6 protein-coding genes are annotated in these 14,942 nt (G+C 35.8%); 2 read left to right on the top strand and 4 right to left on the bottom strand.

Translation table 11 applies throughout. The features are described from left to right. Positions 1-77: 77 nt before the first annotated feature. Positions 78-1,400 (top strand): cytochrome P450, encoded by a 1,323-nt coding sequence (locus P9B04_RS02485; protein ID WP_342053417.1) that lies wholly within the window; start codon positions 78-80, stop codon positions 1,398-1,400. 114 nt (positions 1,401-1,514) lie between these two features. Here P9B04_RS02485 and P9B04_RS02490 read toward each other — a convergent pair whose 3' ends face one another. Further along, positions 1,515-2,432, bottom strand: a complete 918-nt coding sequence (locus P9B04_RS02490; protein WP_342053418.1) for a histone deacetylase family protein — start codon at positions 2,430-2,432, stop codon at positions 1,515-1,517. Between the two features lie 410 nt (positions 2,433-2,842). Here P9B04_RS02490 and P9B04_RS02495 point away from each other — a divergent pair, with 410 nt between their 5' ends. Further along, positions 2,843-7,231: an Ig-like domain-containing protein gene (locus P9B04_RS02495; protein WP_342053419.1), complete on the top strand. Its 4,389-nt coding sequence runs from the start codon at positions 2,843-2,845 to the stop codon at positions 7,229-7,231. 99 nt (positions 7,232-7,330) lie between these two features. Here P9B04_RS02495 and P9B04_RS02500 read toward each other — a convergent pair whose 3' ends face one another. From P9B04_RS02500 to P9B04_RS02510, 3 genes are all read right to left on the bottom strand, one after another. After that, on the bottom strand, positions 7,331-12,055 hold the full coding sequence (locus P9B04_RS02500; RefSeq protein ID WP_342053420.1) for an amino acid adenylation domain-containing protein: 4,725 nt from the start codon (positions 12,053-12,055) through the stop codon (positions 7,331-7,333). Positions 12,056-12,215: 160 nt separating this feature from the next. Continuing rightward, the gene (locus tag P9B04_RS02505; RefSeq protein ID WP_342053421.1) at positions 12,216-13,916 is read right to left on the bottom strand and encodes an ABC-ATPase domain-containing protein; all 1,701 of its coding nucleotides are present in this window, start codon (positions 13,914-13,916) and stop codon (positions 12,216-12,218) included. A gap of 181 nt (positions 13,917-14,097) precedes the next feature. Next, positions 14,098-14,538 (bottom strand): hypothetical protein, encoded by a 441-nt coding sequence (locus tag P9B04_RS02510; protein ID WP_342053422.1) that lies wholly within the window; start codon positions 14,536-14,538, stop codon positions 14,098-14,100. Positions 14,539-14,942 lie beyond the last annotated feature (404 nt).

The raw sequence follows: 14,942 nt of genomic DNA on the forward strand, positions 1-14,942 counted from the left end.
TGTTTGGCCTAAGTTTTCGCAGCGAGTGACCCCTGGCTTTTTGAGAAGATACGTTAATTTACGATCTTAATTACAACATGACACACTTAAACAGCAAAAGTTCTCTATCCTTACCTCCTGGAGATAAAGGATTACCGTTTATTGGTGAAACGGTTAGTTTTTTCTTTGATCCTGATTTTACTAAAAAGAAACTAAAAAAATATGGTAATATTTTCAGGACTAATATTTTTGGCAATGATACTGTCACCATGATTGGTGCAGAGGCAAATCAATTTTTATTTCGTAACGAAAACAAATATGTTGTCTCAACTTGGCCTAAAAGTACCCGTATTCTGTTAGGAAAATTATCTTTAGCGGTTAAAGATGGGACTTTTCATACTTCCAGAAGAACATTATTATTCCAAGCTTTTAAACCCAGAGCTTTAGATAGTTATATCCCAAAAATGACCGAAATAACACAAAAATATAAGAACAAATGGTTACAAACAAAAGAGTTTGCTTGGTATCCAGAATTAAGAGACTATACGTTTGATGTTGCTTGTAGTCTATTAATTAGCACTGAAAATGCCTCTCAAACCAAGTTAGCAACTTATTTTGAAACCTGGTGCAAAGGATTATTTAGTTTACCAATCAATTTACCTTGGACAAGTTTTGGTAAAGCTTTGAAATGTCGTCAGAAAATGTTACAGGAAATTGAAAAAATTATTATAAAAAGACAGCAAGAACCTAGCCATCAAAATGATGCGCTTGGTATCTTATTAGAAGCAAAAGATGAAGAAGGAAATAGTCTCACTTTAGAGGAATTAAAAGACCAAATCCTACTACTTTTATTTGCTGGACACGAAACATTAACATCAGCTATGTCTTCATTTGTTTTATTGATGGCACAGCATCCTGATATCCTAGATAAAGTAAGGAAAGAGCAAGAGAAACTAAATAATACTGATAGTCTAACTCCAGAAAAAATTAAAGAAATGACTTATTTAGAACAAGTTTTAAAAGAAGTTTTAAGACTAATTCCTCCAGTGGGTGGGGGTTTTAGAAAAGTAATTAAAGAATTTGAATTTGAAGGCTATCGCATCCCTAAAAATTGGACGGTACAGTATCAAATTGCTCAAACTCATCAACAAAATGACACTTTTCCTAACTATCAAATCTTTGATCCTGAACGATTTTCTCCTGAAAATATGGCAAATAAACAAAAAAGTTTTGGTTATGTTCCTTTTGGTGGTGGATTAAGAGAATGTTTGGGGAAAGAATTTGCTGGATTAGAGATGAAAATTTTTGCTAGTATTTTAGTCCTTAATTGTCACTGGGAACTATTACCTGACCAAAATTTAGAGATGATAACAATTCCCAGTCCTCGTCCTCGTGATGGATTAAAAGTTAAGATTTTTTAGTGTGGTTTAGAAGGTAAAATTTGCCTATTGTTTTTAAAATCAAGTTTTAAATATTCGCTAAAATTTTAAGTCATAACTGTTAAATATTGCAGTAAACCTTACAAAGAATCTAAATTATAATTGATAGAATTTGTAAACATCTTTTGCCGCACGATGTAGCAAAGAATGACGATAAACTAAAGCTTTTAGATCTTTGGAGTAACCTCCTCCAATGACACTAGCAACAGGATATCCTTCTGCAATACAACTACTTAAAACCAACATTTCTCTGCGATAAATTCCTGCATTTGTTAGGCTCAATTTACCATAATGATCGTTAGCATGAGTATCAACTCCTGCATCGTATAAAACTAAATCTGGTTTAATTTGTGATAGCAAATCGGGAAGATATTGAGATAAAATTTGTAAATAACCATCGTCGTCTAATCCTTGGGGTAATGGAACATCTAAATCACTTTTCTGCTTTTCTCTTGGGAAATTTGACTCACAATGCATAGAAAAAGTAAACACTGTTATATCGTTTTGGAATATCTTAGCTGTTCCATCTCCTTGATGAACATCGAGATCGATAATTAATACTTTTTTAACTAACTTTAATTGCTGTAATACACGAGTAGCGATCGCTAAATCATTAAAGATACAAAATCCCGAACCGTAATTAGGAAAAGCGTGATGTGTCCCCCCTGCTGTGTTACAAGCTAAGCCAAATTTCAAAGCTAATTTTGCTGTTAAAATAGTCCCTCCTACGGCAATGCAAGTCCGTTTTACTAATAATTCACTCCAAGGTAAACCGATGCGTCTTTGCTCTTTTTCTGTTAGTGTTCCTTGGCAATACCCGGTAATGTAATCAGAGTAATGAACTAACTCTAATAAAGATTTTTCAGGAAATTCTGGTGTATAGATATTATTAGGATTGATAATGTTTTCTTTTAGCAATAATTCACAAAGCGAGGAAAATTTTCCCATAGGAAATCGGTGTCCATCAGGAAGAGGAACTACATATTGATGATGATAAACAACAGGTAAATTCATTATCATTTTAGGTTTAAGGATCTGGATAACAATATCATAGAGCTGGCAATAAAGTAAATCTGTAGATGTTCTTTAAATAAATAATTAAATGAAAGATGAAATCCTTGTCTATAGATTAATAAAAATTGATTGCTGAATCCAAATTATAAAATTTATATTCGCTTATTTAATTAAAAAATTTATGTATATTTTTGATAAAGCTATTGTTTTAAAAAAAATATATTTATATGCTGTGTGATCAAGATTTTTAATTATTTTTCTGAAAATTAAATTGAATAAAATGTCATTCGTAACTTAGTTAGTTCCACTTTAAACAGAAACAGTGTAAAATATTAATTTGTCTCTTTGTTGATTCCCTAAAAATTTTTAATCTTTACTTTAACAAGGTCACATCTCAGAAGGAAAAACCTATGCTACAACAACAATTATCTATCGAAACACCCCAAGACAATTTAGGCGTTGGAGAAGTATTTATCCTTAATATTTTTCATGAAGTCTTTAGAGAAGAAACAGATCCAAATGCCCGTGAATTGACAGTAAGGGTATTCTACAATGATTTGGAATTACAATTAGATAATATTACTTATCCAGATCCAAGATTCACCGAACAATTTACCATTCCTACACCAGATGGGAATAACGATGACGGAATAGATGAAACTAATGCAAGACAAGCTATAGTTTTTAACGGTATCCCTGTAACTCCAGATCCAAACAATACTGGTTTTCCTGAAGAAAGGACTTTGGTTTTACAGCTAACATTTACTACTTTAGCTGACTTTGATGGAACTCAATTATCTGCTTTAATTCCTGCGTTTGAAGATTCTCTCGAAACAATCAGTGTAAATTTAGCAGTTAATGAGTCTCCTATTGCTAACGATGACGAATATAGTGTAGATGAAGATGATACTTTAACTATTCCTGCGGATGGGGTTTTAGATAATGATACAGATGTTGATGGAGATGCTTTAACTTCTGTTTTACTAGAAAGTACCAGCAACGGAAGTTTAACTTTAAATGACGATGGATCTTTTGAATATATACCGAATGCTGATTTTAACGGTACAGATAGCTTTACTTATGAAGTTAACGATGGGGAACTAGATTCTGAGCCTGCTACTGTAACCATAACAGTTAATCCTACTAACGATGATCCTGTTGCTAACGATGATGAATATAGTGTAAGTGAGGATAATACCTTAAATATCGCTGCGGATGGAGTGTTAGAAAATGATACAGATATTGATGAGGACTTTTTAACCGTTGTTGAAAATACCCAACCCGATAATGGAACCCTTAATATCAACCCAGACGGAAGTTTCGAGTATACTCCGAATACTGGTTTCAGTGGGGAAGATAGTTTTGAATATACTATTTCTGATGGCAATGAAGGGAACAGTACCGCTACAGTAACTATAACAGTGGTAGAAGGAGAGGATAATCCGCCGGTAGCTAACGATGACGAATATAGTGTAGATGAAGATGATACTTTAACTATTCCTGCGGATGGGGTTTTAGATAATGATACAGATGTTGATGGAGATGCTTTAACTTCTGTTTTACTAGAAAGTACCAGCAACGGAAGTTTAACTTTAAATGACGATGGATCTTTTGAATATATACCGAATGCTGATTTTAACGGTACAGATAGCTTTACTTATGAAGTTAACGATGGGGAACTAGATTCTGAGCCTGCTACTGTAACCATAACAGTTAATCCTACTAACGATGATCCTGTTGCTAACGATGATGAATATAGTGTAAGTGAGGATAATACCTTAAATATCGCTGCGGATGGAGTGTTAGAAAATGATACAGATATTGATGAGGACTTTTTAACCGTTGTTGAAAATACCCAACCCGATAATGGAACCCTTAATATCAACCCAGACGGAAGTTTCGAGTATACTCCGAATACTGGTTTCAGTGGGGAAGATAGTTTTGAATATACTATTTCTGATGGCAATGAAGGGAACAGTACCGCTACAGTAACTATAACAGTGGTAGAAGGAGAGGATAATCCGCCGGTAGCTAACGATGACGAATATAGTGTAGATGAAGATGATACTTTAACTATTCCTGCGGATGGGGTTTTAGATAATGATACAGATGTTGATGGAGATGCTTTAACTTCTGTTTTACTAGAAAGTACCAGCAACGGAAGTTTAACTTTAAATGACGATGGATCTTTTGAATATATACCGAATGCTGATTTTAACGGTACAGATAACTTCACCTATGTAGTGAACGATGGGGAACTGAATTCTGAACCTGCTACTGTAACAATTACAGTTAATCCTGTTAATGATGCTCCTGTAGCTAGTGATGATCGATACAATGTTAATGAAGACGAAACACTAACTGTTCAAGTACGCAATGGTGTTAACTTATCTGTGACCAATGGAAGTATTATCCCTACCACAGTCACCCCTGGGGGAGAGGTAGAAGTATCCTGGGAAGTAACTAATTTAGGGACAGAGACGGCATCAGGTTTGTTTGATAGCTGGATAGATGGATTTTATCTATCTGAAGATGATGTCTTAGACGATGCAGATATATTTATTGGCGATCAATTTATTTCTTTACCTGAGATTCCCTTAGCAGGAGGAGAAAGTTACAATTTGACCAGCAACCTTATCCTTCCTGATAATGTTGGGGGGAATTTTTTGTTGGTTTTTACGGACGAATTCAACAACCAATTAGAAACCAACGAAGATGATAATGTTTTTGCTATTCCCATTGAAGGCAATATCCCAGATGTCAACTTATCTGTGACCAATGGAAGCATTACACCTACCACACTCACCCCTGGGGGAGAGGTAGAAGTATCCTGGGAAGTAACTAATTTAGGGACAGAGACGGCATCAGGTTTGTTTGATAGCTGGATAGATGGATTTTATCTATCTGAAGATGATGTCTTAGACGATGCAGATATATTTATTGGCGATCAATTTATTTCTTTACCTGAGATTCCCTTAGCAGGAGGAGAAAGTTACAATTTGACCAGCAACCTTATCCTTCCTGATAATATTGGGGGGAGTTTTTTGTTAGTTTCTACGGACGAATTCAACGACCAAATAGAAACCAACGAAGATGATAATGTTTTTGCTATTCCCATTGAGGTCAATCCTTTCCCTGTCGTTGTCGTCGGTACAATCTCAGCTAACAACGGTACGGTGATCGGTGATTTGAGTGTTAGTGATGTCAATAACCCTTTGAGGCCAGGGAGTTTCAGCGATGATTATGAGTTAATTAATTTAAACTCTGGTGTTGTAACTATTAGTCTTGACTCTCCTGAATTTGATACTTATTTACAACTTCTCGATGCTGATACTGGGAATATCATAGACTTTAATGACGATTTTGATGGACTAAACTCTCAATTAACCTTGATGCCAGAAGAAGGGATTAACTATATTGTACGGGTAACCAGTTTTGGCAGTGAAGAAATAGGTGAATACACTTTAAATGCCGAGTTTCAAGCAGATGGATTATTAGCAAACGACACAGATATTGATGGAGATGCTTTAACTCCTGTCTTAATAACAGGACCAAGCAACGGGGACTTAACCCTAAATGAGGATGGATCTTTTGAATATGTCCCTGGTGCTGATTTTAACGGTACAGATAGCTTCACGTATGTAGTGAACGATGGGCAACTAGATTCTGAACCTGCTACTATAACTATAACAGTTAATCCTCTTGATGATGAGCCTGTTGCTACCGATGACCTATACACCATAAATCAAGACGAAACCTTAACTGTCGTTATTGATGGGGTGTTAGGAAATGACATAGATGTTGATGGAGATGGGTTAAGTGTTATTGGAAATACCGAACCCAACAATGGAACTCTCACTATTAACCCCGATGGAAGCTTTAGTTACATTCCAGATGCTGGTTTTACTGGGGAGGATAGTTTTGAATATACTATTTCTGACGGCAATGAAGGGAACAGTACCGCCACAGTAACTATAACGGTGTTAGAAGGAGAGGATAATCCGCCGGTAGCTAACGATGACGAATATAGTGTAGATGAAGATGATACTTTAACTATTCCTGCGGATGGGGTGTTAGGAAATGACATAGATGTTGATGGAGATGGGTTAAGTGTTATTGGAAATACCGAACCCAACAATGGAACTCTCACTATTAACCCCGATGGAAGCTTTAGTTACATTCCAGATGCTGGTTTTACTGGGGAGGATAGTTTTGAATATACTATTTCTGATGGTAATGAAGGGACCAGTACAGCTTTTGCCAGAATTCTAGTTAATAGTTTACCCGTAGCGACTGAACCTCCTGTGTTTGGTACTCTCGAGGGTGAAACCCTAGATGCAGGTGTAACCCCTGGTTTTGATGGTAGGGATGATCTTGTCTTCGGTGGTGCAGGAATTGATGTTATTGATAGTTTTGCTGGTAATGGTGGTAACCGTCTCTATGGACAATCAGGAGACGATACTTTTATCGTTGGGAGTAACGAGCGCGTGTTCGGTAATGCAGGAGACGATCGCTTTTTCCTCTTAGGGGGTAACAATGCTGTTACTGGGGGTGTCGGTTTGGATCAATTCTGGATTGCGAATGCGGAGATTCCTGAATCCTCTAACACTATCACTGATTTTGACCTGGAAGACGATCTTTTGAATATCGAAGGTTTGGGTGTGGGTAGTTTCAATGATTTAACTTTAAGCAACGAAAATGGTAATGCTGTAATTGCTTTTGGAGATGATGAGTTAGCTAAACTGCTTAGGGTAAACGCAGATAGTTTGAGTGCTGATAATTTTGGTATTTTGAGCTAATTTAACCTGAGTTCGACGGAAATTTTGTAGTCAATCATTTCAATTTAATATTGCAGTAAACAGGGAAAGATAATTTTTCCCTGTTTTTTTAATACTTGGCTAAGGTTTTCGTTTTTTCATACCAGGTTTTAGTTTATTCAAAAATTGGTCGAGTTGTTTTTGATTGAGATTGGCAGCTGCGAAGTCTGAGGGGGTATAACCGCCGGTATTTGAAGACTGACAATGAACAATAAACGCTTCCAATGTACTAACAACTTTTTGCCCTAACCCTTCGATAGTTTGGCGATGATGAATCTGTCTATTATAGGTAAAGGTTAATTGTAACTGTTTCTGGACGATCGCTCCTGTTATTTCCAATAAATAACGCCGAGTTCCTTGGGGATTCCGAACCCATCCAGTTGACTCCTCAGCAACCCCCAGAATAAACCCTTGAGAGGTAATTCGATCAACTTCGCCTAAATAGTTAAAGTTAAAGGGAGATTCTCGGTTGTTGGGGATTTTCTGACCGATGTAACGTAAAATTCCGTAATTGATTCCCTGTTTAACTACCTTACGGTACTGTTCTTTTACAGACTTAATTACATCCCCTAAAGAATTTATAGATTTCAATTCTAACTTTAAGGGGAAAATGGCGGTAAACCAGCCAACGGTACGAGAAAGATTGATATTCTCGGATATGTCTTCGCGTCCATAACTTTCTAAGTCGATAATTAGCGATCGCTGACCTATCCATTGGGAAATAGTTTGATACAATGCGGCCAATATTATCTCATTAATTTGAGCGTGATAGGCTGAAGCGACTTCTTCTTGTAGGGCGCGAGTTTGTGCAACACTCAGGGTTAAGGAGATGCGATCGCTTTGTTCAACGATATTATTGTCTATGGTTGGGTTGTTTATGGGAAGAGAAAATGTCTCAGAGATTGACCATAAATCACTATCTAACTTTTCGGACTGACTATAATTAACTAATTCATTAGCCCAAGTTTGATAGGCAGTGGTTTTTGCTGGTAGTTTTACTTCTGTTTGTTGTGATAATTGTTGATAAACTGTGATCAAGTCTTCTAATAAAATACGCCACGAAACACTATCCACAACAAGATGATGAATGATCAATAAAAGGCGACTTTTATGACCTTTTCCTAAGTCAAACCAAGCACCTCGAAGCGATGGACCTTGAGATAGGTTTAACATGGTTTGTAATTTACTAGAAATCGATTCTATGGCATCTTTTTGTGCTTTTGACTCTAAATTTTCGAGATTAACTGTTAAAAAACATACATCATCTTCAACATCTCCATAAAACTGTTCCCATGTTTGTCCTTGTTTTCTAAAACGTAGTCTCAGGGCATCGTGATGTATTAATAGATGATGTAATGCTTTCTCTAAATAGTTAGGGTTAAGGTTAGGAATTGTCTCTAATAATAAGGTTTGATTATAATGATCGGGTTCAGGTAAACTTTGCTCAAAAAACCAATGTTGAATGGGAGTCAAAGGGAGGGAACCTGTTAATATCCCTTGATCCACTTCTGTTACGGTGGCAATGGTGGCAACAGAGGCTAAATCAGCAATGGTTTGATACTGAAATAACTGCCTTGGGGTCAATTGTAATCCTGCTTGGTTGGCCCTAGCAATGATTTGCAGACCCAAAATAGAGTCACCCCCTAACTCAAAAAAGTTATCATAAATACCGACCTCCACCTTACCTAAAACGTCTCTCCAAATTTCTGTTAATGCTGTCTCTTGGGGGTTTCTCGGTTCAATTAGCTCTTTTTTGACATTTCTGGCAGAAAAATCAGCTACAGGCAATTTCTTGCGATCCACCTTTCCGTTAACCGTCAAGGGAAACTCATGGACTGTCATAAATACGCTAGGAACCATATATGCAGGAAGTTTCTCGGAGACAAACTGCCGTAGATCGCTTATTTCCGAAGAAACCATAACATAGGCTACTAAACGGGGAGTTTTGTTATTATCTTCTTGAACAACTGCGATCACCTCTTTCACTTGGGGATGTTGCCGCAAAATTCCTTCAATTTCTCCTAATTCAACCCTAAATCCTCGAATTTTAACCTGATTATCTATTCTACCCAAATATTCTATCGTTCCGTCCTGTAAATAACGGGCTAAATCCCCTGTTTTATACAAACGATCCGAAGTTTCTCCCTGCTTTCTGAAAGGATGGGGAATAAACCTTTCTGCGGTTAAGTCGGGACGGTTAAAGTACCCTCTGGCAACCCCAAAACCGCCGACATAGAGTTCTCCTGGGACACCAATAGGGGTTGGTTGCAAGTATCGGTCTAAAATGTAGATTTCGGTGTTCGCAATGGGACGACCAATGGGTACATTATCTGTCTGAGAGTCTTCAGATGGGACCTGGTAAACGCAACAACCAACAACGGTTTCTGTTGGTCCGTATTCGTTGATAAGGCGAGTCTGGGGGGCATTTTGTTGCCAAAAGGTCAGACTCTCCCTTGATAAAGCTTCCCCTCCAATAATTAAAGCATGACCCCGAGGCATTTCTGATTTCTGGGCTAATAAGGGGTTTAAAATGCTAAGGTGAGCAGGAGTTAATTTGACTAAACTGGGGAATTCATGGATAAAAGTTTGGCTTAATTCCTCTATTTCTCCTGTTTCTGGCAATAATATCACTTTTTTGCCAACTAAGAGCGGTGTAAACAAACTGGTGATAGTTGCATCGAAGGCAATGGAAGAGTTAACAGGAGATCCACAACCTTCTGTTACTGGGTAAGTGGCGATCGCCCATGTTAAATAATTACTAAGTCCGCAATGGGTGATTAAGGTTCCTTTGGGTTTTCCTGTCGATCCGGAAGTATAAATAATATAGGCTAAGTTATCTGCAACTATAGGGACAAAAGGATTTTCTTTGCTTTGTTTGGCAATGTGTAACCAGTCTTGATCGATCGCTATTTTGGATATATTTACAAAATTATCTCTGTTATTTTTGGCGTTAATTAATAACACTTTTATTTGAGAATCTTCTACCATAAAAGTAATGCGATCTGTGGGATACGTAGGATCGATAGGTACATAAGCACCTCCTGCTTTCAGGACTCCCAAAATAGCAACTAATAGGTCAGGCGATCGCTCCATCAAAATGCCTACTTTTACTTCTGTTTTTACTCCTAAAGTTCTTAAATAATGGGCAAGTTGGTTAGCTTTAGTATTTAGTTGTTCATAAGTTAGTTGTTTCTCAGCAAAGGTAACAGCAATATTGTCAGGAGTCTTGTTAACTTGTGCCTCAAAAAGTCTATGGATTAAACTGTTTTCTAGTTTTTTATGTTCTGTTATATTCCATTCAAATAGTAACTGTTGCTTTTCTTTTGAGGTTAGTAAAGACAGTTGAGATATTTTTGCTTGAGGATTGCTAATAATATCTTTTAATAGTACTTGAAAATGACCTACCATTCTCTCGATGGTTTCTGCTTTAAACAAATCAACACTATATTCAACTACTGCTAAAATTCCTGTTTCTCTTTCTACTAAATGCCAAGTCATATCAAATTTTGTAGATTGGGTATCTATCCAAGATTGAGAGAGTTTTAAACCTGGAATAGCTAGTTCTGGAGATATGGCATTTTGCAGTTGATAAGATTCGTTCTGCACTTGAAACATTACTTGAAACAAGGGATTATAACTTTCATCTCTTTCTGGTTGCAGTGTGTCTACTAACTTGGCAAAGGGTAAATCTTGATGTTGATATGCTTCAGAAGTTGTTTCTTTTACTTGATTTAGAACTGTTAGAAAAGAAGGATTGCCAGAGAGATCGCTCCGTAACACTAAAGTATTGACAAAAAAGCCAATTAACGGCTCTATTTCTGACCAATTTCTATTAGCAATGGGAGAACCAACTACAATATCATCTTGATTACTATAACGATGAAGTAAAATTTTAAAAGCAGCTAAAAGAGTCATGAATAAGGTAACTCCATGCTTCCGACTCAAGGTTTTAAGGCTATCTGTTAAAGGTTGCTCAATAGTAAAAGACTGAATACCTCCCCGTAAAGTAGGTATATTGGGACGAGGGTAATCTGTGGGAAGATTGAGAACAGAAACATCCGCTAATTTTTCCTTCCAGTAGTTTAATTGTCCTTGTAATTCTTCTCCTGCTAACCATTTTTTTTGCCAAGCAGCAAAATCGCTATACTGAATAGATAAGTCTGGTAAAGAAACTGACTCTCTCAAAGCAAAACCTTTGTAAAAACTAGCTAATTCTTTTAATAAAACACCCCGTGACCAACCATCAGCAATAATATGATGAAGAACAACCAATATAGTGAATTTTTTGTCGCTAAGTTCCAGCATCCAAACTCTTAATAATGAACCATTTGCTAAATTAAAAGGTCGTTTTGCGGCTTTATTTTCTAAGCGTTTTACTTCTTTTTTTTGTTGTTCTTCTGGTAATTTTTTTAAATTTAATTTTGGTATTTCTATAGTTAAATCAGGCTTTATTTCTACAACAGGTTTGCCCTGAAGCACCATGAATTTTGTTCTTAAAGATTCGTGACGTTTAATAATTTCGTTAAAACTTTTTTCTAATATATTGTAGTCTAGGTTACCAGTAAATTCCCAAGCAATCGCAATATTGTACGCTGGATTTTCGGGATCTAATTGATGTAAAAACCATAACCTTTCCTGGGCTAAGGAAAGAGGACTATTTTGCAGATCCTGTCGCTTTGGGATAGTTTGTTGAGGAATTTTTATATTTTTTGCTTTTAGCTGTTGCTCAAAAATTGCCCTTTTCTCTGGAGGTAAAGCAGCAATTCGCTTTTTTAATGCTTCTAAATTCAACTTTTTTTCAGACATTTGATTTGTTTAATAGATTTATTCTTGTTGTTTTTTTCAATGCTTGAATTCAATTAACTAATTTCTTTCTTAGTTCTTAATTTCTAATATATTACTAATTATTACTCTATCTGCGATAGGATCTCAATTAAATAGTATTTTTAATTTTATTAAAAAGCAACTATTGAACTTGTAGCGATCGCAAACGATTAATGGCTGCTGCTAACTCGAAACGTCGAAAGATTACTAAATCTTCTTGAGGAAAATCACTTAGAATATCTAATCCTTCGCTATCAACATCATTCATAACTTTATCTATGATGTCAGATAACATATCTTGACAATTCATATAATTGTTTTTTGCGTAGATTATAGCTGCTGAAATTGACTTTAACTGTCCCGACTCTATTAGTTGTTCAATAGCAATTAAATCGATATCCTCCGTCCCAAAAACTACTTGATCCACATCTCTAATTTTAACTTTAACATCCTTTTTTCCTCGACTGGGATCTATGCTTTCAGGTAAAGGTATTCTGGGGGTTATGCTACCAAAATTATTGCCCCCCTCTCTGATACGTTGATTGGGATTTTCTTGAGCAATTTTTTGAGCTTTTTCTGTAACGTCATAAGGTTTGAAATTATCCATTGCAATAACTCTATCTGCTACATCAAAGTAGTCCCCACTTCCTCCCATTACTAATATGATTGAAACGCCATGATCTCTATCTAATTCTTTAATTTTATCTATAAATGGAGTGATAGGTTCTTTATTTTTAAGGATTAATTGTTGCATCCTATGATCGCGAATCATAAAATTAGTGGCAGCAGTATCTTCATCTACTAATAATACTTTACTTCCAATTTCCAATGCTTCGATAATATTGGCTGCTTGAGAGGTGCTTCCACTTGCGTTTGTAGTAGTAAAATCTTTAGTTGATCGTTGTTGTGGTAATTGATTAATAAAGGGAGAAATGTCTACACCAACAATACTTCTTCCATCTTCTGCACGAATTTTCACTGCTGATGGATCGCTAATCACAAATTCTCTGCCATCCCCAGGAATATGATTATATATTCCTAATTCTATGGCTTTCAATAAGGTAGATTTTCCGTGATAACCTCCTCCAACGATTAGGGTAATTCCTTGAGGAATACCTAACCCTTTGATTAGACCTTTATTTGGAGTATCAAAAGTAATTTCCAGTGATTGTGGTGATTGGAATGGGATAGCTTCTGTTTCTAAAGGAACAGTATCAATACCGCTTTTTCTTGGTAATATAGCATCATTAGCAATGAAAGAAATTAACTTGTTTGTTGATAGTTGTTGACGAATAAAATCTGCATCTTCTGCCGTTTCGACTTGTGTTTGGATTTCCTGAGAATTTAAAGTTTGATATAGTAATGTTTGCTCAACTATTTTAGGTATATCTTCAGACAACATTTGTGCTGCTTGATGACCTAAAATAGTTCTTCCGTTTGCAGGTAGTCCCACAGAAAAACGAATTTCTATGTCATTTTTATTAATGTTGGCAGCTGTCCTTTTTAAAATTTCTTGTCCAACTTTAACAATGGTAATTTTTCCACTTTTTCCTGTCCCTCTGGGATGACTGATATTTTTGCAAGCATAGTAAAATTGGCGAATTAAGTAGTCTTCTAAAGCAATTTTTCTACTTTTATTTCTATACAAATCTGCAGGAAATTTAGCAATAGTGTGAGGGATTTTAATAATAAGTTTACTAGGGGAAGCAAAAGGATCACCTTGGATATGTTCAACGATAAGATTAAATTTGGGAAATAGATATTTTCCTTTAATAGTTTTATATGCTTTATAGTTTTTTCCGTCTATTTTCTTTAGTAAATCATATAGGTATTTATAATCCATGATTTTTGTTGTTTTCTCATCACTATTTATTATAGTCCATAATACTAAATCACTATCAATAAATTTTAGGTGTTTATCTGCGCTTCAGCGTATATAGTCCGTTGACTTATATCTTAAACAGTTATTTTGTTTTATATGAAATTTTTCCTGGAAGATTAGCAGTAAATCTTTTTATGATTCGTTATACTGCATAGGAAGGTTGCTCAAAGGCAGACTGTAATAGTTTACGCCCCAATTCTATATCCCTTTTTGAAGGAACCCAATCAGGGTGACTAGTTAATAATAGACTTTCTATTGCTTCTTTATCAAAGAGATGCCAAGTCAAAGCACCTTCTACCCTTCCTTGAATAGCATAGCAGTTATCACTAACACGGTTGATTGCTAGCTTACCCGAAGAGCGTTTTATCACCATTGTTTCTTGATAAAGCAAACCACGAAGTTTCAAAATCGTTTCTTTTAACTCTTGACAAGAAGTCACACACAACCCAGGAATCACCGCTTTGATATGGTTATCACCATTAACAGCTAACCAATAACGCCGTAAAGGATCTATACCGTCTAACCAGTTTATTTCATCATCCAAACGATAGCAAGGGGAGAGAATCAAGGGTTGTCTCATCATCAATATTTTATAATCGTGGTTTACTGTAATCTAAAAATTTCTAGTTATTATCTTTATCGTTTCAGATTTTGGCGATTTATGGGGATTTTGTAAGAAAAATTTACAAAACTTAATTGTGAATAGTCAAATAATAGCCTCAGCTAAATTAATGATAAGTTACTAGTAATTGTTTCAGAATTGTTAATATTAAATGGGGTTTTGCTTAGATCTCCTAATGTAAAAATATTCCATGCAATATAATGTAGATTCAGGATAGGAATGATTGCCGAGGGTAAAGATAAAAATTCAGTAAACCCTATATCAATAACTTTTTAAATTGCTTGTAGTTGCTTATTTGAGTTACCTACAATAAGAAGCTTCTCAAAAAGTCTGGGGGGACTCGCCGAAAGTTAGGGGACAAAGAT

Origin of the sequence: Crocosphaera sp. Alani8, assembly GCF_038442745.1 — a bacterium.
Classification (GTDB): domain Bacteria; phylum Cyanobacteriota; class Cyanobacteriia; order Cyanobacteriales; family Microcystaceae; genus Crocosphaera.